Annotated in this window: 17 protein-coding genes; 10 read left to right on the top strand and 7 right to left on the bottom strand. The window is 65.0% G+C overall.

Going from position 1 to position 20,171, the window contains the following annotated elements; genetic code table 11:
• Positions 1 to 151: 151 nt before the first annotated feature.
• Both DIE03_RS26420 and DIE03_RS26415 read right to left on the bottom strand, forming a co-directional pair.
• Complete coding sequence (locus DIE03_RS26420; RefSeq protein ID WP_124455295.1) at positions 152 to 913, bottom strand: hypothetical protein; 762 nt, start codon at positions 911 to 913, stop codon at positions 152 to 154.
• Positions 914 to 1,102: 189 nt separating this feature from the next.
• On the bottom strand, positions 1,103 to 2,524 hold the full coding sequence (locus tag DIE03_RS26415; protein ID WP_124455251.1) for a PLP-dependent aminotransferase family protein: 1,422 nt from the start codon (positions 2,522 to 2,524) through the stop codon (positions 1,103 to 1,105).
• A 274-nt stretch (positions 2,525 to 2,798) separates the two neighbouring features.
• Between DIE03_RS26415 and DIE03_RS26410 the strand changes: the two genes are divergently transcribed.
• The gene (locus DIE03_RS26410) at positions 2,799 to 4,211 is read left to right on the top strand and encodes a discoidin domain-containing protein (protein WP_124455250.1); all 1,413 of its coding nucleotides are present in this window, start codon (positions 2,799 to 2,801) and stop codon (positions 4,209 to 4,211) included.
• An 83-nt stretch (positions 4,212 to 4,294) separates the two neighbouring features.
• Here the strand turns inward: DIE03_RS26410 and DIE03_RS26405 are convergent, their stop codons facing one another.
• From DIE03_RS26405 to DIE03_RS26385, 5 genes are all read right to left on the bottom strand, one after another.
• Positions 4,295 to 4,759 carry a hypothetical protein gene (locus DIE03_RS26405; RefSeq protein ID WP_260434961.1) on the bottom strand — a complete coding sequence of 155 codons (465 nt, stop codon included), beginning with the start codon at positions 4,757 to 4,759 and terminating at the stop codon, positions 4,295 to 4,297.
• Positions 4,746 to 5,393 carry a M35 family metallo-endopeptidase gene (locus DIE03_RS26400; RefSeq protein WP_124455249.1) on the bottom strand — a complete coding sequence of 216 codons (648 nt, stop codon included), beginning with the start codon at positions 5,391 to 5,393 and terminating at the stop codon, positions 4,746 to 4,748. The genes DIE03_RS26405 and DIE03_RS26400 overlap by 14 nt, the downstream gene beginning before the upstream one ends.
• A 4-nt stretch (positions 5,394 to 5,397) precedes the next feature.
• Positions 5,398 to 5,934 (bottom strand): PAAR domain-containing protein, encoded by a 537-nt coding sequence (locus DIE03_RS26395; protein ID WP_124455248.1) that lies wholly within the window; start codon positions 5,932 to 5,934, stop codon positions 5,398 to 5,400.
• 10 nt (positions 5,935 to 5,944) lie between these two features.
• Positions 5,945 to 6,607 (bottom strand): hypothetical protein, encoded by a 663-nt coding sequence (locus tag DIE03_RS26390; RefSeq protein ID WP_260434960.1) that lies wholly within the window; start codon positions 6,605 to 6,607, stop codon positions 5,945 to 5,947.
• A 524-nt stretch (positions 6,608 to 7,131) separates the two neighbouring features.
• Positions 7,132 to 8,160 (bottom strand): GlxA family transcriptional regulator, encoded by a 1,029-nt coding sequence (locus DIE03_RS26385; RefSeq protein ID WP_124455246.1) that lies wholly within the window; start codon positions 8,158 to 8,160, stop codon positions 7,132 to 7,134.
• Between the two features lie 447 nt (positions 8,161 to 8,607).
• On the opposite strand from DIE03_RS26385, the gene DIE03_RS26380 reads away from it, so the two are divergent.
• The 9 genes from DIE03_RS26380 to DIE03_RS26340 all read left to right on the top strand — a co-directional run bounded on the left by DIE03_RS26380 (position 8,608) and on the right by DIE03_RS26340 (position 20,053).
• Positions 8,608 to 9,882: a serine hydroxymethyltransferase gene (locus DIE03_RS26380; protein ID WP_059239231.1), complete on the top strand. Its 1,275-nt coding sequence runs from the start codon at positions 8,608 to 8,610 to the stop codon at positions 9,880 to 9,882.
• Positions 9,883 to 9,921: 39 nt separating this feature from the next.
• Positions 9,922 to 10,893 carry a dipeptidase gene (locus tag DIE03_RS26375; protein WP_006480656.1) on the top strand — a complete coding sequence of 324 codons (972 nt, stop codon included), beginning with the start codon at positions 9,922 to 9,924 and terminating at the stop codon, positions 10,891 to 10,893.
• Between the two features lie 140 nt (positions 10,894 to 11,033).
• A complete protein-coding gene (locus DIE03_RS26370) occupies positions 11,034 to 11,567 on the top strand; it encodes a DUF5943 domain-containing protein (protein WP_027807228.1) in 534 nt (177 codons plus the stop codon).
• A 68-nt stretch (positions 11,568 to 11,635) separates the two neighbouring features.
• On the top strand, positions 11,636 to 13,699 hold the full coding sequence (locus DIE03_RS26365) for an NADH:flavin oxidoreductase (protein ID WP_021160633.1): 2,064 nt from the start codon (positions 11,636 to 11,638) through the stop codon (positions 13,697 to 13,699).
• 3 nt (positions 13,700 to 13,702) lie between these two features.
• Positions 13,703 to 15,628 (top strand): (Fe-S)-binding protein, encoded by a 1,926-nt coding sequence (locus DIE03_RS26360; protein ID WP_124455245.1) that lies wholly within the window; start codon positions 13,703 to 13,705, stop codon positions 15,626 to 15,628.
• A gap of 4 nt (positions 15,629 to 15,632) precedes the next feature.
• The gene (locus DIE03_RS26355) at positions 15,633 to 16,799 is read left to right on the top strand and encodes an electron transfer flavoprotein subunit alpha/FixB family protein (protein WP_124455244.1); all 1,167 of its coding nucleotides are present in this window, start codon (positions 15,633 to 15,635) and stop codon (positions 16,797 to 16,799) included.
• The gene (locus DIE03_RS26350; protein ID WP_124455243.1) at positions 16,796 to 17,581 is read left to right on the top strand and encodes an electron transfer flavoprotein subunit beta/FixA family protein; all 786 of its coding nucleotides are present in this window, start codon (positions 16,796 to 16,798) and stop codon (positions 17,579 to 17,581) included. Before DIE03_RS26355 ends, DIE03_RS26350 begins: the two co-directional genes overlap by 4 nt.
• 52 nt (positions 17,582 to 17,633) lie before the next feature.
• A complete protein-coding gene (locus DIE03_RS26345) occupies positions 17,634 to 18,875 on the top strand; it encodes an SRPBCC family protein (protein ID WP_124455242.1) in 1,242 nt (413 codons plus the stop codon).
• A 29-nt stretch (positions 18,876 to 18,904) separates the two neighbouring features.
• Complete coding sequence (locus DIE03_RS26340) at positions 18,905 to 20,053, top strand: hybrid-cluster NAD(P)-dependent oxidoreductase (RefSeq protein WP_124455241.1); 1,149 nt, start codon at positions 18,905 to 18,907, stop codon at positions 20,051 to 20,053.
• Positions 20,054 to 20,171 lie beyond the last annotated feature (118 nt).

Here is a 20,171-nt window from a genome sequence, read left to right as displayed (position 1 = left end):
AAGAAACGGGCGGCTCCGGAAACGGGCCGCCCGTTTTCGTTGTGGATGGGGTGGCGATAGCGACGCCAGCATTCGTCGCGATACAAGCGGCGTTTCGTAACGGGCGGTTCGGAAACACGCATCGTCGGATGCGACGGCGCGGACCGCGCGCTCAGTGGCCGCGATAGAGTCTCGCGGCCTCGGCGTTGCCCGACGGGTTGTGCCGCCAGTGGCGCGTATGCAGGCTCACGCGCCGAGTCGGGTGCGTGCGATGTACGGCATCGTGCCTGCCTTTCCAGTCCGACACGCGAACCACGCCGGCGCGTGTCCGGTCGGGTGCGCGCATCGACGGTGCGGCTTGCGCAACCTGCGTCTTGCCTGCCGGTGGGCTGGCGTTCGCGTCGCCGTGCGGCGGGATGGCCGCCAGTTGCGGCGTTCCGTCGGGCGAATGAAACGGAAAAACGGGCGTCGGCAATACCGGCAGCACCGGCTCGTTCGCGGCAGGCGGGCCGGATTCGGTCGCGGCAGCTGCCGGCGTACCGGCACCGCGGCAGGCAGGATCGGCCCTGCATGTACGGTCGACCAACACATAGCCACCGACCATCAGCACGAGCGTCAGGAGGCTCAGGATCGGCGCGCTCGATGCGCTCGGCCGCCGGAACGCCGCGTCGCGCAGCGAGTGCGCGACGCGCGACGACCGCGAACGGCCGGCACGCGGCGCGTATGCGGCGTGCGCCGGGGCGCGCGTATGACGAATCGGATCGAACGGCCAGTCCCACTGGCCGCAGGCGGGGCAGCGCTCGAGTGCGCGGGGCGCGACGAATCCGCATTCCCTGCAACGGCAACGCGTGGGGTGCCGCGATTCGGCGCGCGCGTTCAACACGGCGCGCCATGCATCGCGCGTGCGAACGTTCCGGTTGGGCAGGACGCGCATCGTCAGCGGCGGGCCGGCGCCGTCGACGGAGCACACTTCGACTGTCGTTCGCGTTCAGTGTTCATGTGATTCTCCATAACATCGGACGCGTGGAATCCCTTCGTCCGCCGCTGCCTACCGCTTCATTCTTTGTCGCTTGCGCGTGAAACGCAAGGCGTATGTCGAACGTCGCGATCTGCGTGTTTCGTACTACCTGTCGTGCCGTTGCCGGGCCGCGAGCGTCCCGATGGTCTCCATCGCGTGCTCGACGGCCGGCGTCCACGGCCGGCCGTAGTTGAGCCGCAGAAAGCGGCGGAATCCGCCGGTCGCGGAAAAGATCGGCCCCGGCGCGATGCTGACGCCGCTGTGCATCGCGGCGTCGAACAGGTGCATCGCGTCGATGCGCGGCGGCAGTTCGATCCACAGGAAATACCCGCCGCGCGGTGCGAATACTTCGGTGTCCGTCGGAAAATACGCGCGCACGGCCGCGAGCATCTGCGCCTGGTGCGCGGCGAGATTGCGCCGCAGCTTGCGCAAGAAGCGGTCGTATGCGCCGTCGCGCAGGTAGCTCGAAATCGCCAGCTGCGCGGGTACGTCGGCAGCCGGCGCGCTCGCGCCCGTCGCCTGCCGGATCTGCCGTACGTAGCGCCCGGCCGCGACCCAGCCGATCCGGAACCCCGGCGCGAGACATTTCGAGAACGATCCGCAATGCAGGACGAGCCCGCTGTCGTCATACAGTTTCGCGGGGCGCGTGGGCGCCGTGCCGAAATGCAATTCGTTGTACACGTCGTCCTCGATCAGCGGCACGCCGCGCGACGCAAGCAGGTCGATCAGCGCGCGCTTGCGTTCGTCGGTCAACGTCGCGCCGGTCGGGTTGTGGAACGACGTCATGAACCAGCACGCGCGCACCGGATGCGTGTCGAGCGCTTGCGCGAGCGCGTCGAGATCGAGGCCCGTGCGCGGGTCGACCGGGATCTCGACGGCTTTCAGGTGCAGGCGCTGCACGGCGTGCAGCACGGCGTGGAATGCGGGACGTTCGATCGCGACGATGTCGCCTGGGCGGGTCAGCGCCTGCAGGCAGAGTGTCAGCGCTTCGAGCGCGCCGGTCGTGATGACGATCTCGTCCATCGGCAACGCAGCGCCCGCATTGAGGTAGCGCAGCGCGATCTGGCGGCGCAACGCGTCATTGCCCGGCGGCAATCCCGACAGCAGTTTCGTGCGGTCCATGTTGCGGGCCGCCGACGCCGCGTAGCGCCACAGGCTGCTCATCGGGAACAGCGAATAGCTGGCGAATGCCGAGCCGAGCGGCACGATGTCCTCGCATTTGAGGGAGTCGAGCAGGCGCAGCAGCGTATCGTCGTCGCCGGCCGGCGCGGCGGCCGGCTTGCGCGGGGGATCGTGACCGAACCGCACGCGCTTGTCTTCGAGGTTCGCAACGAAATATCCGGATCGCGCGCGCGCGACGATCAGACCCTCGCTTTCGAGCGCGTAGTACGCGCGAAACACGGTGGACGGACTCACGCCGTACGCGCGGCACGCGGCGCGCACGGTGGGGATGCGCGCGCCGGCCGCCAGGTCGCCGCGCCGGATCGCGTCGGCGATCGTCTGTGCCAGCGCCGCATATCGCTTCATGCCTGCCTCCCCGGCCGCTCGAAGCCTTGCTGACAAAAAGAGTAGGGCACGGCACCCGTCGCGTGCAAGCGCGCCCCCCAATCGCTGATCCGTATGTTTTTTGACCGCTCTGATGCTGTTATTTCGTCTGACGAGCGGGCATCCTCTAGCACGTTTCATTCCCGACGCCCGACCGAGACGGAATCCTCGCTGAATGGCGGCGGCTCCTTGTCCCACGCGCGTGTCGCATGGGCTGCGGTCTGAGGCGTCCTGACCCTATCAGGAAGCAACCAGCGTGAAATTGAAGACTCTCACCGCCGGCCTCGTGGCCGGCATCGCACTCAACCTGTTCAGCGGCGTCGCAGCCGCGGCCTGCATCAACAATCCGGCGGCCCAGCCGAACGCGACGTTTCCCGCCGCACTGACCGGCAAGCTCGTCTATCACAGCTACGTCAAATACGGCGACGGCACGAGCCAGCTGTTCCTCTACGACTTCTCGGCCCACACGCTGACGCAGCTGAGCAAGAGCACGTGGGGCATTACCGATCCGATGAACGGCGTGTTCAGCCCCGACGGCAAGTGGCTCGCGTTCATGGGCATCAGCAACGGCGCATGGAACGTGTTCATGCTGCAGCTCGGTGCCGGCACGCCGCCCGTCAACATGACGAACAGCACGGGCGCGACGCGCAACGAGGATCCGAAGTTCAGCGCGGACGGCAAGTCGCTCGTGTTCAAGCAGAACGGCGACGTCAAGCAGGCAACGCTGTCGTACACGAGCGCGGGCCCGACGTTCACGTCGGTCGTGAGCCTGACGAATGCGCCGTCCGGTGCCGAATATTCGATGCCGTTCCTCGCGCCGGACGCGAGCGCCGTGTACTACGCGACCGGCACCGGCTCGAACATGGGGCTGATGAAGCGCACGATCGCGACCGGCGCGACCGCCGTGTTCGATCATCCGGCCGGGCTGCAGACCTACTACCCGATCGTGCGTGCGGACGGCATGGTGTACTACGCGCGCTGGAAGGACAGCGGCGGGGCCGACCAGATCTATGCGAAGACGGCCGACCCGGCATCGACGCCGAGCGCGCTGGCGCTCAACGACTGCGTGAGCAACAACTCGGATCCGGCGCCGGTGAACGGCACGAACTACCTGTTCTTCTCGTCGACGACGGCGGGCGGCTATCAGCTGTACGTGGGCGACGTGACGACCGGCCAGCGCTGGAGCCTGTCGCAGTTCGGCGTGAATGCCGACACGACGAAGGCGAAGCTCGGGTCGAGCTACTACGGCGGCCCGGCTATCGCGCAGCCGACGCTGCTGTCGCAAGGGCGCCCGGCCGCCGCGTCGGCGAGCTACAACGCATCGCTCACGCCGGACAAGGCGTTCGACGGCAACACGACGAGCACGCGCTGGGATTCGCCGGAAGGCGCGGGCGTTGATCCGCAATGGATTTCCGTGGATCTCGGTGCGACGAAGACCATCAGCAGCATCGACCTGTACTGGGATGCGGGCGCGCTCGTCTACCAGATCCAGACGTCGACCGACAACGCGAACTGGACGACGATCTACTCGACGAGCAACGGCGTGTCGTACGGCCACGTGACGCTGCCGAACCTGAACGGGCACGGCCGCTACGTGCGGATGCTCGGCACGAAGCGGGCGACGCCGTGGGGGTATTCGCTTGACGAAATGCAGGTGTGGGGATCGTAAGTAGAAGCCGAACGAAAACGCTGGTGAAGGTGTTGGAAGGAGATGGCCCGCATTGCGCGGGCCAGTAAATGCGTCGTGTAACGTTAGTGCGTGTTAGGTATCGGGTTCAGGTTCGGGCAACAGTGATCGGGGCACCCTGGGCCGAACGTGATCTCGACGCGACGCCCGGTATCGTCGAACTCACTCGGGGGAAACGGCAACTTGTAGATTCGCGCGATGATGGAATTCCGCTCGCCTCGAATCGAAAACTGATCCAATGCAGCCTTGACATTCGCGGCACGTTGTTGAGCAAGGGCCTTCGGATCTTTCTCAGTTGGTTCCGCCAGTCCGACAATCGACACCACATCGATAATGGAATAGCGGTTGCGCATGTCGGTTGACCATACGGACAGCTTCGCCAGTTCGGCGATGGACAGGTCGCTCGAATCCTTGCTGAATCGAACATCAAAATCCCAACCCGGCAAGTTCGACGGACCTTCACATGCCAATACTGATTGTGTGCAGCTCAATGCGAGCGCGAGCGCTGTTAGGAATTTAGTCAATGTCAACGACGTACCCCGCGATGCTGTCGGCGTTGTTGATTGACAACTCGGGATGTGATCGTCCCCACCCAGGGAGCAACGGGGTAATCGTGTATTGGTCATCGGTTGACGACATAGTGTCGTGGAAATGAGTCGCTTCGTGAATGATAGTTGATACGTGTGAATCGGCATTCGCAGTCCACGGACGCATCGTGCAGAATCGCTCGCCAATCGCGATCGTATGCGTCGTTGTGTCAGGCGCACACACGTGAGCGGCCTCGTTGGTCGTTCCGCGCGGATGAGGCGTGCAACCCGTTGCTAGATCGCCGGGGCTGCCGCTCCGGACGACGTTGTTTTCATTGAATGCCCGAACTACGCCAAGTACTTTCGTTAAGCCCGTGAGCAAATGCATCCGAGTTTTGTCGTCGTCGCGACCGAACCACTTGAACACGCGATCCTTGTCCTGCTTTGACCACTTCTTCAAGTCGGCGATGCGAATCGTCAATCGATCGACCGCGCGCCCCTGTGCAACCGCGAACATCTTACGAAATTCTGAATTCGTCATGTTTTCGCAGATCGGACGCAAGTCGACGTCCGCGAATCGCTGCGAGCCCTCGATGGTGTTTGTCGTTGTCTCGGCAACGGTAGTTTGGTTTCCCATCTTCTCAGTCCTCGATGTCCAGCGTCAAAATTTGCGCGTCTTCGGTTTGCACGCGTGCGGTACAACCATGCCGATCGCTCACGCCCGTTGCTAGTACGTTTCCGGATCGATCCTTGATCCAATAGCGCACGTTGCTTAATCGCTGCTTTGTCCGCACGTCGCGGATCACGAATTGGTCGTCGTGGATACCGGGTGCAGCCATGTGCCGCGTGGGTGCCAGTGTCGAACCCGCAGCGAACGGGTTCGCTGTATTTCCGCTACCGCTGCCACCATAAAAAATCGTGCTATCGCTCCCCGCGATCAATCGGTTTCGCCCACATGGACACAATACGGCGTCACCCTCCAGCGCAACACATCGCCCGCGGTGAGTCATGCGCTGTGCGCCGCCCACTATCGGGAACGCCCCGTCGCAATTTCCGCATGTCGCTTTGTCGCCATCCACGGCTACCTGTTTGCCGTGATTGAACATCGTAGACGTCACCGCGATGACGACACCACCCGTTGTCGTCGGATCGCCATTCCTCACTGCTCGTCGTCTCATGGTTGTTCCCTCAATCGAAGTTGGTAAAGACCCAGTCGACCGACTCGGGGTCGTAAATCGCGTATTGATCGATCTCCGCGCCGTCAATAGCGACGGTCGGCGGCATATGTGCCAATGCTTCGGCCTCTGCACCAGCTATTTGCTCGGCGGTCCATGTATCCATCATGTCGAGCGTCTTGCTGAACTCGGATAGTCCGGCTCGTGAATAGGCGGTTTCAATTCGATCGACCACGCTGTCGGGGAAGCGGATGGTGAAGTGGTCGCGATGTTCGACCGGAACGTCGAAGGATGCAAAGGTGTAGGTCATCAACGGATAGCCTGCATCGGAAACCACCAGACGGCTCCCGGTCGCCGCATACGCATAGTTCACGGCGATCAACAGTCGGCCATGCTGTTCCATGAAATGACGGGTGTCGACCTGCCGGAAATCGATGGGCCAGAAGTGGTCATCGTCGCGCGCAAGCGTCCGCGAACCCATGACTGCATCAACGGGTGAAAGGTAGGTGCAAATGAACGGATCAATCGTGCAGATCATCTGCATGTTGCCGCTATATGTTGAACCGATTGCGCCGGGAGAATAGGGCCGCGTGGCGCCTAAATGCTGAACCATCGCGTAAAGCCGGATCGACGAATGAAGAAAATATGGATAGTCGGCTTGTTCTTTTTCTGTCATAGGCTCGGATATCTCTTGCATGAACGAGCTATGAACGTTCGCCGGTAATGGTCGACGTGTCTATCGGACGAGTATGATTTTAGTTTGGATTCCGACGGAAAAGAGGTGACGTGACAATGGGCAATATTGAATAAGCGTCAATGAATCAATTTCGGCGCGCTTTGTACTTTGAGTAAGCGATTCGCGAAAGCCCGGGGTAGCGTCGAGCGCATGCTCGGCATGATCGCGCTTACCTTCGCGCCGGACGGCAGCGGGCGAGATTGCGCGATGGAATCGGAATGTCAGCTCTCGGGAATTGCCAGGCGTGGACGCGCGGCGCGTTGGGTGCGACGTCCGCCGATTTCCGGCGAACGCCTTCTTGTAACCGTAGCGCACCGGGAAGACGTAAATCGGCGATTACAGTGGTAATGCCGTCAGGTGAAGCGGCGCGAAAGCACCGCGCCGGAAGGGGGAAACATCCGCATCGTGTATTCGATCACGCTTTCGCAGTTGCTCGGCATGATTCCTGCCGCACAGCGCCGGCTTCACGCATGCAGCACATGAGCAGGAAATACGGGGCTGGCCGCGCTCGCCGCACCCTGCGCGAGCGGCGCGACCTGCTTGCGACGTTCGCGCGTCGGCGCGACGCCGAACGCGTCGCGATAGCTCTTGCTGAAGTGGCACGCCGACTGGAAGCCGCACGCCATCGTGATGTGCATGATCGACATGTCGGTCTGCAGCAGCAGTTCGCGTGCGCGGCGCAGCCGCAGCGTCAGGTAATAGTGCGTCGGCGTCATCCCGAGATGTTCGCGGAACAGGCGCTGCAGTTGCCGCTGCGACATGTTCGCGAGCCGCGCGAGCTCCTCGCGCGACAGCGGCTCCTCGATGTTGTTCTCCATCAGCGAGATCACTTCGAACAGCGACTTGTTCGCCGAGCCGAGGCGCGCGACGAGCGGCATGCGCTGCTGCGCGCTCGTGTCGCGCACGTGTTCGACGATGAACTGCTCGGCGATCTGCGTGACGCGCGCGGTGCCCACGCGCGCGGCGATCAGGTTCAGCATCATGTCGAGCGGCGCGACGCCGCCCGTGCACGTGATGCGGTCGCGGTCGATCACGAACAGTTCCTTCAGGAAGCGCGTGTCCGGAAACTCTTCCTTCAGCGCCGACATGTTTTCCCAGTGGATCGCGCACGCGTAGCCGGCGAGCAACCCCGATTTCGCAAGTGCATAGGTGCCCGTGCACAGGCTGCCGAGCGGGATGCCCGAGCGCGCGAAGCGGCGCAGGGTCGACAGATGGGCCGGCGTGGTCGCACGCTGCACGTCGACGCCGCCGCACACGAACACGATGTCCGGCTGCCCCGCGCATTCGGCCGGGCCCGTATCGACCGTGAGGCCGTTGCTCGCCGTGACCGGGCCGCCGTCCGGGCTGATCACCGACCAGCGGTAGAGCGGCTGGCCGCTCAGGTAGTTCGCCATCCGAAGCACCTCGATCGCATTGGTGAACGCGATCATCGTGAAATTCGGCAACGGCATGAACGCGAAGTGGGACAGCGACGCTGTGCGGTCGGGCGACATGGGGAGCGTTCCTAGAATCTCTAATAGCTATACGCCCGGGGGCACGGATCGGGCTGCGGTATTGTGTGAGCGAGCGCAACAAGCGTGCCATACGGCTAAACCCTAGCTCCATACGTTGTCTGGGCGTAAGGCCGATGTTGCACTGCACCGTATCCGGGAGACGCCGCACTCCGAACGCGCGGCAAACGCACTGCCGGTGTGCGTGTCCATAGGTGAACAGCCGACATCGTTTGGGTCGGTCAGCCGAAAAAGCACGACCGGTCACTTGTATAAAACGGACGCGCATGGCGGAAAAGGCAAAGAACGCGTCTAAATTCATCAATCCGCCGAAAATCCGAACGACAAGAATAGAGCCGTCGGCAACCTTGCACTGGCGCAGCGGGAAACCCAGGCAGGGCGGGCCTTGAGCTTTGGTTGCAGCCCTTTATTCTTCGTCACGGACGCACTATGTCGAATACCCAGCCTTTCTTCTCGCAGCCCCTTGCCGAGCGCGACGCGCCGGTGCGCAGCGCCATCCTGAAGGAACTCGAGCGTCAGCAGTCGCAGGTCGAGCTGATCGCATCGGAAAACATCGTGTCACGCGCCGTGCTCGAGGCGCAGGGCTCGGTACTGACGAACAAGTACGCGGAAGGCTATCCCGGCAAGCGCTACTACGGCGGCTGCGAGTTCGCCGATGAAGTCGAGGCGCTGGCGATCGAGCGCGTGAAGCAGATCTTCAACGCGGGCTATGCGAACGTGCAGCCGCACTCGGGCGCACAGGCGAACGGCTCGGTGATGCTCGCGCTGGCCAAGCCGGGCGACACGGTGCTCGGCATGTCGCTGGATGCCGGCGGCCACCTGACGCACGGCGCGAAGCCGGCACTGTCGGGCAAGTGGTTCAACGCGGTCCAGTACGGCGTGAACCGCGACACGATGCGGATCGATTACGACCAGGTCGAGGCGCTGGCCCACGAACACAAGCCGAACCTGATCATCGCCGGCTTCTCGGCGTACCCGCGCGCACTCGATTTCGCGCGCTTCCGCGCGATCGCCGACAGCGTCGGCGCGAAGCTGATGGTCGACATGGCGCACATCGCCGGCGTGATCGCCGCGGGCCGCCACGCGAACCCGGTCGAACACGCACACGTCGTCACGTCGACCACGCACAAGACGCTGCGCGGCCCGCGCGGCGGCTTCGTGCTGACCAACGACGAGGACATCGCGAAGAAGATCAACTCCGCCGTGTTCCCGGGCCTGCAGGGTGGCCCGCTGATGCACGTGATCGCCGGCAAGGCCGTCGCGTTCGGCGAAGTGCTGCATGCGGACTTCAAGACCTACATCGACAACGTGCTCGCGAACGCGCAGGCGCTCGGCGAAGTGCTGAAGGCCGGCGGCGTCGATCTCGTCACGGGCGGCACCGACAACCACCTGCTGCTGGTCGACCTGCGCCCGAAGGGCCTGAAGGGCGCGCCGGTCGAGCAGGCGCTGGAACGCGCGGGCATCACCTGCAACAAGAACGGCATCCCGTTCGACACCGAGAAGCCGACCGTCACGTCGGGCATCCGTCTCGGCACGCCGGCCGGCACGACGCGCGGTTTCGGCGTCGCGGAATTCCGTGAAGTCGGCCGCCTGATCCTCGAAGTGTTCGACGCGCTGCGCGCGAACCCGGAAGGTGACCATGCGACCGAACAACGCGTGCGCCGCGAGATCTTCGCGCTTTGCGAACGCTTCCCGATCTACTGATCGACCCCCACAAGAACAGTCACACGAGCGAGAGCGGATATGAGCACGCTGCATCAGGACAGCATCATCATCGACGGACTGAACATTTCGAAGTTCGAGAAGCCGGTGTTCGAGGACATGCGCAAGGGCGGCATCACGGCCGCGAACTGCACGGTGTCGGTGTGGGAGAACTTCACCAAGACCGTCGACAACATTGGCGTGATGAAGAAGAAGATCCGCGACAACGGCGAGCTGCTGACGCTCGTGCGCACGACGGACGACATCTTCCGCGCGAAGAAGGAAGGCAAGACGGGGATCATCCTCGGCTTCCAGAACGCGCATGCGTTCGAGGACAACCTCGGCTACATCGAAGCGTTCGCCGACATGGGCGTGCGCGTGGTGCAGCTTTGCTACAACACGCAGAACCTGGTCGGCACCGGCTGCTACGAGCGTGACGGCGGCCTGTCGGACTTCGGCCGCGAAGTGATCACCGAGATGAACCGCGTCGGCATCATGGTCGACCTGTCGCATGTGGGCGGCAACACGTCGTCGGAAGCGATCGCGTTCTCGAAGAAGCCGGTGTGCTACTCGCACTGCCTGCCGTCGGGCCTGAAGGAGCATCCGCGCAACAAGAGCGACGCACAGCTGAAGGAGATCGCCGATGCGGGCGGCTTCGTCGGCGTGACGATGTTCGCGCCGTTCCTGAAGCGCGGGATCGAAGCGAACATCGACGACTACATCGAGGCGATCGATTACGTCGTGAACCTGATCGGCGAAGACGCGGTGGGCATCGGCACGGACTTCACGCAGGATTTCGCGAAGGAATTCTTCGACATGCTGACGCATGACAAGGGCCGCTATCGCCAGCTGACGAACTTCGGCAAGGTGATCAACCCGGACGGCATCCGCACGATCGGCGAATTCCCGAACCTGACCGCCGCGATGGAGCGCCACGGCTGGAGCGAGTCGCGCATCCGCAAGATCATGGGCGAGAACTGGGTGCGCGTGTTCAAGGACGTGTGGGGCGCGTAAGCGCCGCATCGAGCCGAACCGCCGCTCGCGATTCAACATTAGAAAAATCGGGACGTGCCCGCGCAAATCGCGCGGGCACGCGGACGATGTCGCGCCTGCGCACTGAGCCGCGCGGCCAATTTCCTCACGGAGTCACCACGATGCAACCGCAACTGCCGATCAACGTCGATCCCGATACCGGCGTCTGGACCACCGACGCGCTGCCGATGCTGTACGTGCCGCGCCACTTCTTCACGAACAACCACGTGGCCGTCGAGGAAGCGCTCGGCGTCGAAGCGTATGCCGAGATCCTCTACAAGGCCGGCTACAAGTCCGCCTACCACTGGTGCGACAAGGAAGCCAAGCAGCACGGCATCACCGGCATGGCCGTATTCGAGCATTACCTGAAGCGCCTGTCGCAACGCGGCTGGGGGCTGTTCTCGATCATCGAGGCCGACCCGGCGAGCGCACGCGCAAAGATCGAGCTGCGCCACTCGTCGTTCGTGCTCCAGCAGCCGGGCAAGGAAGGCAAGCTCTGCTACATGTTCGCGGGCTGGTTCGCGGGCGCGATGGACTGGGTCAACGACACGACGCCGGAAGGCAAGGGCGCGCCGCGCGCGTTCTCGAAGGAAGTGCAGTGCGCGGCCGAGCATCACGACCACTGCGTCTTCGAAGTGTCGCCGATCGCGCACTGATGCATTGATTCACTGAAGCAGAACAACACCCGCAACACGAGACATTCGAACGCCAGAGGTCGCCAGCGATGCGTTATCCCCACCTGTTCAAACCCATGCAGCTGAACCAGCTGACGCTGCGCAACCGGATCGTCAGCACCGCGCATGCGGAGGTGTATGCCGAGCCGGGCGGCCTGCCGGGCGACCGCTATATCCGCTACTACGAAGAAAAGGCGAAGGGTGGCGTCGGCCTGGCCATCTGCGGCGGGTCGAGCCCCGTGTCGATCGACAGCCCGCAAGGCTGGTGGAAATCGGTGAACCTGTCGACCGACAAGATCATCGATCCGCTCACGCGCCTGGCCGACACGATGCACAAGCACGGCGCGAAGATCATGATCCAGGCGACGCACATGGGCCGCCGCTCGTCGTTCCACGGCGAGCACTGGCCGCACCTGATGTCGCCGTCGGGCGTGCGCGAACCCGTGCACCGCGGCAACGCGAAGATCATCGAGATCGAGGAAATCCGCCGCATCATCGGCGATTTCGCGGCGGCCGCGAAGCGCGTGAAGGCAGCGGGCATGGACGGCATCGAGATCTCGGCCGCTCACCAGCACCTGATCGACCAGTTCTGGAGCAAGCGTTCGAACCACCGCACCGACGAATGGGGCGGCAGCCTCGAGAACCGCCTGCGCTTCGGCATCGAAGTGCTGACGGCCGTGCGCGAGGCGGTCGGCAAGGACTTCTGCGTCGGCCTGCGCATGTGCGGCGACGAATTCCACGAGGACGGCCTCGATCACGAAGCGCTCAAGGAAATCGCGCAGGCGATGTCGGAGACAGGCCTGATCGACTACCTGAGCGTGGTCGGCTCGGGCGGCGACACGCACAACACGATCGCGAACTGCATGCCGCCGATGGCATTGCCGCCGGAGCCGTTCGTGCACCTCGCGGCCGGCATCAAGTCGGTCGTGAAGATTCCGGTGATGCACGCGCAGAGCATCCGCGATGCGGGCCAGGCCGAGCGCCTGCTCGCGACCGGCATGATCGACCTGGTCGGCATGACGCGCGCGCAGATCGCCGATCCGCACATGGTGATCAAGATCCGCGACGGCCGCGAGGACGAAATCAAGCAGTGCGTCGGCGCGAACTACTGCATCGACCGCCAGTACAACGGCCTCGACGTGCTGTGCATCCAGAACGCGGCGACGTCGCGCGAAGCGACGATGCCGCACATCATCGAGAAGTCGCGCGGCCCGAAGCGCAAGGTCGTGGTGGTGGGCGCTGGCCCCGCAGGGCTCGAGGCGGCGCGCGTCGCGAAGCTGCGCGGCCACGACGTCGTGCTGTTCGAGAAGAACGCGGAAGTGGGCGGGCAGGTGATGATCGCCGCGAAAGCGCCGCAGCGCGAACAGATGTCGGGGATCATCCGCTGGTTCGACATGGAAACGAAGCGCCTGGGCGTCGACCGGCGTCTCGGTGTCGCTGCCGACGAGAAGATGATCATGGCCGAGAAGCCGGACATCGTCGTGCTCGCGACGGGCGGGTCGAGCTTCACGTGGCAGGTGCCGGGCTGGGGCGTGGCCGAGGGTCTTGCCGTCAGCTCGTGGGACATCCTGACCGGCAAGGTCGAGCCGAAGCAGAACGTGCTGCTGTTCGACGGCGTGAGCACGCATGCCGGCGCGGGCGTGGCCGACTTCATGGCGAGCCGCGGCTCGAAGGTCGAGGTCGTCACGCCGGACGTGAAGGTCGCCGACGATTGCGGCGGCACGACGTTCCCGATCTTCTATCGCCGCCTGTACGCATTCGGCGTGATCCCGACGCCGAACACGATGCTCGACCGCGTCTATGAAGAGGACGGCAAGCTGATCGCCGTGCTGCGCAACGAGTACACGGAAGAACTGGAAGAGCGCGCGGTCGACCAGGTGGTGATCGAGAACGGTTCGTCGCCGAACGACGAGCTGTACTGGAAGCTCAAGCCGGAATCGGTGAACCGCGGCCAGATCGATCCGCACACGCTGTTCGCGGCCGAGCCGCAACCGTGCCTGTCGGAAGAACTCGGCAACGGCCGTTTCCTGCTGTTCCGTGTCGGCGACTGCATCTCGATGCACAACGTCCACGGTGCGATCTACGACTCGCTGCGTCTCGTGAAGGATTTCTAAAAGATGAATCCGTCCTTCCTCATTACCGCCCTGTTGTGGCTGTCGGTGGCGGGGCTCGCGTTCGCGGTCGCGAAGCGCTCGTCCTACTGGCGGCTCGGCCGCGCCACGGCGCCCGGCTCGTTCGGCGTCGCGAACCTGTTCGCGATCCCGAAGCGTTATTTCGTCGACCTGCATCATGTGGTCGCCCGCGATCCGTACATCGCGAAGACCCACGTCGCGACGGCCGGCGGCGCGATCGGCGCGCTGGCGCTGGTGTTCGTCAACTACGGCCTCGCGATCTACTCGCCGTGGCTCGACAAGCTGATCTTCCTCGCGGCGCTCGCGATGCTGGTCGGCGCCGTGTTCGTGTGGCGCCGGCGCGCGGCGAAGGACGTACCGGCGCGCCTGTCGCGCGGCCCGTGGAATACGCTGCCCTGGCTGCTCGGCTCGTTCGCGCTCGGCCTCGTGCTGTTCATGCTGGTGCCGACCAGCGCGATGTCGGGTACGTTCGCGGTGCTCTGCGCGCTGCTGATCGGCATCGGCGCGTTCACGATGACGGTCGGCGCCGCGAAGGGCGGCCCGATGAAGCACGCGATCGCCGGCCTGCTGCACCTCGCGTTCCACCCGCGCCAGGAGCGCTTCGCCGCGACGCGCGAATCGTTCACCGGCAACGGCACGGCCACGCCGCCCACCGCGCTGAAGCTGCCGGACATCGAGCATCAGGAATACGGCGTCGCGAAGCCGGTCGAATTCCGCTGGAACCAGTTGCTGAGCTTCGACGCCTGCGTGCAGTGCGGCAAGTGCGAAGCCGCGTGCCCCGCGTTCGCGTCGGGCCAGCCGCTGAACCCGAAGAAGCTGATCCAGGATCTCGTCGTCGGGATGGCGGGCGGCACCGATGCGGCGTACGCGGGCAGCCCGTCGCCGGGCATCGCGGTCGGCCAGCATCGCGGCGAACCGAACGGCCCGATCGTGTCGGGCCTGATCGAGGAGCAGACGCTGTGGTCGTGCACGACCTGCCGCGCCTGCGTGCAGGAATGCCCGATGCTGATCGAACACGTCGACGCGATCGTCGACATGCGTCGCAACCGCACGCTCGTGCATGGCACGGTGCCCGGCAAGGGCCAGGAAGTGCTCGCGAACTTGCGTGAAACGGGCACGATGGGCGGCTACGACACGGCCGCGCGCTACGACTGGTCGGTCGACCTGAGCGCACCGGTCGCGCAGCCGGGCAAGCCGGTCGACGTGCTGTTCGTCGCGGGCGAAGGTGCGTTCGACATGCGCTATCAACGCACGCTGCGCGCGTTCGTGAAGGTGCTGAACAAGGCTGGCGTCGACTACGCGGTGCTCGGCTCGAACGAGACCGACACGGGCGACGTCGCACGCCGGCTCGGCGACGAAGCGACGTTCCAGCAGATGGCGAAGCGCCTGATCGGCACGCTCGGCACGCTGTCGTACACGCAGATCGTGACGGCCGACCCGCACGTGATGCACAGCCTGCGCAACGAGTACCGTGCGCTCGGGCTGCGCGTGACGGTCAAGCATCACACGACCTATCTCGCGGAACTGGCCGACAGCGGCAAGATCGCGCCGAAGGCCGTCGAGGCGCTGCAGGAGAAGCGCACGACGTATCACGATCCGTGCTACCTCGGCCGCTACAACGGCGAGACGGAAGCGCCGCGCAAGCTGCTGAAGGCGATCGGCATCCAGGTCGTCGAGATGGAGCGCAACGGCATGCGCGGCCGCTGCTGCGGCGGTGGCGGCGGTGCGCCGCTGACCGACATCCCCGGCAAGCAGCGCATTCCCGACATCCGCATCGCCGACGCGCGCACGATCGGCGCGGACGTGGTCGCGGTCGGGTGCCCGAACTGCACGGCCATGCTCGAAGGCGTCGTGGGCCCGCGCCCCGACGTGCTCGACGTCGCCGAACTCGTTGCCGCTTCGCTGGAGTGAGTCGATGAACACGATCAAACGAATCGATCCGCGCCGGCCGTTCATCATCACGGCCGCCGGCCTGAAGCGCATCACGCTCGGCGAGGAAGGCAGCGCCGATGCGAACGCCGCGCAGTGGTCCGCGCACGGTCACGGCGCGGCCGCGAAGCCGCGCCGCGCGCTGCAGGATCCGAAGCACGTGATGCTGGTGGTCGCGCACGGCGAGCGCGGCGCGCTCGACGACCATTCGCGGCAGGCGATCGCCGCCGCCGCCGTGCTCGCCGACGCGCAGACCGAAGTCGCGCTGCTCGCGTTCGGCGAGCTGAAGGACGACGTGGCCGAGCTCGGCGTCGACAAGCTGCTCGAGCTGACGGGCTTCGATCGCCGTGCGTTCGATCCCGAAAGCGAACTGCAAGCATTGCAGGCCTGCGTGGCCGCGCTTGCACCGAAACACGTATTCATCCCTGACAACGCGACGGGCGACGGCGATCTTGGCCGGCGTTACGCGGCAGTAGCCGGCGCGAGCGTCGCGACCCACGTCGTCGAGATCGATGCGAAGCATGTCGGGGCGTATGCGCAGGCCGGGCGCGCGTTTGCCACGCGCGCGCTGCCGGACGTGATCCTGCTCGCGCAGAACGCGGTCGACGCGAAGCTGCCGTTCGTCGGCGCGGGCGAACGCCTGGCCGCCGACTTCATCCGCCCGGCGGGCGATGCCGCCCAGCCGTACCGCGATCTCGGCCTCGACGAAATCGATGCGGCCCAGGTCGCGCTCGAGGAAGCCGATTTCATCGTGTCGGCCGGCAACGGCGTGTCCGACATCGGCGCGTTCGAGCAGCTGGCCGGTGCGTTCGGCGCGGCGATCGGCGCGAGCCGCGTCGCGGTCGACAACGGCCACTTCACGCGCGACAAGCAGGTCGGCGCGACCGGCAAGACGGTCGAGGCGAGCGTGTACATCGCGTTCGGCATTTCGGGCGCGGTGCAGCACCTGCAGGGGATCAAGGATTGCCGCCACGTGATCGCGGTGAACCTCGACGGCAGCGCGCCGATCGCGAAGCGCGCGAACCTGACGGTGGTCGGCGACGCACAGGCGACGATCGCCGCGCTGATCGAACAGGTGCAGGCCGCGCGTGCCGCGCGCGGCGAATCGCCGGCCGCGGTCGGCACCCGTGAACCCGAAGGAGTCGCCGCATGAACGCCCCCCGCCCCCTGCAACGCATCGCGGTGCTCGTGTCCGTGGGCCGGCACCCGGTCAGCGGCGTCGCGCGCTACAGCCGCAACGATGCGGCCGCACTTGAAACCGCCCGCCAGCTCGCCGAGCAGCATCGCGCGACGCTCGACGTGATCCATGCCGGCGACCCCGCGAACGCGGCGCTTGCCGAATATCTCGCGCTCGGCGCGCGGGAGGTCGAGGTGCTGGCCTGCCGTGACGGCGACGACGCCGTGCACGCGCTCGCCGCGCGCATCGAAGACTACGACCTCGTGCTGACCGGCACGCGCGCCGAGGGCGCATACGACACCGGCATGCTGCCTTACCGCATCGCCGCGAAGCTCGGCTATCCGCTGGTCGGCTCGGCCGTCGACGTGACGGTCGAAGGCGGTCGTGCGGCCGTCCGGCAATTTTTGCCGAAAGGGTTGCGGCGACGCGTCGATACCGCGCTGCCTGCCGTGATTGCCGTCCATCCGCTCGCCAATGCCGAGCCGCGCTACGCGTACGCGCGGCTGCGCGCCGGCGCGATCCGGCCGGCGCTCGCGGCGCCTGGCACGGACGCCGACGCGGCCGCTTGGACGGTCGGCCCGGTCGAGCGTAAACCCGTAAAGCTGGTCGCCGCCGAGAAGCGCTCCGGGCATGCCCGGATGCTGTCCGCGACGACGACCGAGAGCCGTGGCGGCAACGTCGTAAATGAAGGGAGTTCGGTCGAAAAAGCACAAGTGATCCTCGCGTATTTGCGCGAGCATCAGCTCATCGACTACTGATTTTGATGCCTGTCGGCAAGAACCCAGGGATGCAAGGAATCCGGAGCAAACGATGAAAGTATCGGCAGACATTCGTGCACTGATCGAGCGGCGCAAGGAAGGGCACAGCCTCGATGCACCGTTCTACACGAGCGAGGACATCTTCGCGCTCGACATGGAGGCGATTTTCCGCCAGCACTGGATCCAGGTGGCGGTCGAACCGGACATTCCCGAGCCGGGCGACTACGTGACCGTGGAACTGGGGAGCGATTCGATCCTGATCGTGCGCGACGACGACATGGCGATCCGTGCATTCCACAACGTGTGCCGTCACCGCGGCGCGCGCCTGTGCAACGAGGATAAAGGTTCGGTCGGCAACATCGTGTGCCCGTACCACAGCTGGACCTACAACCTGACGGGCCAGCTGATGTTCGCCGAGCACATGGGCGAGAAGTTCGACCGCTGCAAGCACAGTCTGAAATCGGTGCACGTCGAGAACCTCGCGGGCCTGATCTTCATCTGCCTCGCCGACGAGCCGCCGGTCGACTTCGCGCAGATGCGCGCCGAGATGGAGCCGTACCTGCTGCCGCACGACCTGCCGAACACGAAGATCGCCGCACAGATCGACATCATCGAGGAAGGCAACTGGAAGCTCACGATGGAAAACAACCGCGAGTGCTATCACTGCGTCGCGAACCATCCCGAGCTGACGATCTCGCTGTACGAATACGGCTTCGGCTACCAGCGTTCCGACGCGAACGCGGAAGGCATGGACGCATTTGCGGAGACGTGCGTGCGTCGCGGGAAGGAGTGGGCCGAGATGGGCCTGCCGTCCGCCGAAATCGAGAAGCTGCTCGACGTGACGGGTTTCCGCACGCAGCGTCTGCCGCTCGACCGCAGCGGCGAATCGCAGACGCTCGACGCGAAGGTCGCATCGAAGAAGCTGCTCGGCGGCTTCGACAAGGCCGACCTCGGCGGCCTGTCGTTCTGGACGCAGCCGAACTCGTGGCACCACTTCATGAGCGATCACATCGTGACGTTCTCGGTGATCCCGCTGTCGGCCGGCAAGACGCTCGTGCGCACGAAGTGGCTCGTGCACAAGGACGCGAAGGAAGGCATCGACTACGACGTGAAGAACCTCACGGCCGTGTGGAACGCGACCAACGACCAGGATCGCGCGCTCGTCGAGTTCTCGCAGCGCGGTGCGAACAGCAGCGCGTACGAGCCGGGCCCGTACTCGCCGTTCACGGAAGGTCTCGTCGAAAAATTCTCGGCCTGGTACATCGGCCGTCTCGCCGAAAAAACCGGCGCGTAGTATCCAGCAGCGTATAAGCGGAGCAAGACATGATGCGAGATGCGGCCAATTTCGAGCCGGCGGACAGCCGGGTGACGCACCCGGCGTTCTGGAACGCGCTGCCCGAGCGCTGGACGAGCGACGTCGAGGAAACGCTGGTGTGCTGCCACGTGCGGCAGGAAACCCACGACGTGAAGAGTTTCTTCTTCCGTTCGCCGCAGGGCCGCACGTTCTCGTTCGAGCCCGGGCAGTTCATCACGCTCGAGCTCGACATCGACGGCGAGACGATCAACCGCTGCTACACGATCTCGTCGTCGCCGGCGCGGCCGCACACGATTTCGATCACGGTCAAGCGCGTGCCGGGCGGCAAGGTGTCGAACTGGCTGCACGACAACCTGCAGCCGGGCGCGGCGGTGCGCGTGCTCGGCCCGGCCGGCGAATTCACCTGCGCACGGCATCCGGCGCGCAAGTACCTGTTCCTGTCGGCCGGCTCGGGCGTCACGCCGCTGATGTCGATGAGCCGCGCGCATCATGATCTCGCCGAGGATCGCGACATCCTGTTCGTGCACAGCGCACGTACGCCGGACGACATCATCTTCGCGCGCGAGCTCGACCTGATCGCGTCGAACCATACGAATTTCCGCACGTCGTTCGTCGTCGAGCGCGTCGGCGCACGTACCAACTGGCCGGGCGTCACGGGCTTCCTGACGCTGCCGCTGCTCAAGCTGATCGCGCCGGATTTCATGGAGCGCGAGATCTTCACGTGCGGCCCCGCGCCGTACATGAAGGCGGTGCGCGACCTGCTCGACGAAGCCGGCTTCGACCGCAAGCAGTATCACGAGGAAAGCTTCTCGTTCGAGACGCTTGCGCAGACCGCGAGCGACGAAGTGCTCGCCGAACTCGTGCCGGCCGCCGACGGCGTGGATGGCGCGACGAAGCAGTACACGGTCAGCTTCGCGAAGAGCAACCGCGAGATTGCGTGCGGCTCGGAGCAGCACGTGCTCGACGCGGCGCGCCAGTCGGGCGTGCGGCTGCCGGCGTCGTGCACGCAGGGCATGTGCGGCACCTGCAAGGTGAAGCTCGTGTCGGGGCAGGTCGACATGAAGCACAACGGCGGCATCCGCCAGCGCGAGATCGACCAGGGCATGGTGCTGCTGTGCTGCAGCAAGCCGCTGTCGGATCTCGTGATCGACAAGTAGTCGAAACGCGCCATCGGCTGTCCGGGCGCGTCGCGTCCGGACAAGCATCCGTCGGAAAACAACGATACCGCGGATTTGTGGTTGAAGAACCTAGAGAGGCAACGCGCACGGTGCGCAT

This window comes from Burkholderia sp. Bp8992 (genome assembly GCF_003853705.1).
In the GTDB taxonomy this organism is placed as follows: Bacteria; Pseudomonadota; Gammaproteobacteria; order Burkholderiales; family Burkholderiaceae; genus Burkholderia.
This window is presented reverse-complemented; position numbering and strand designations above follow the sequence as displayed.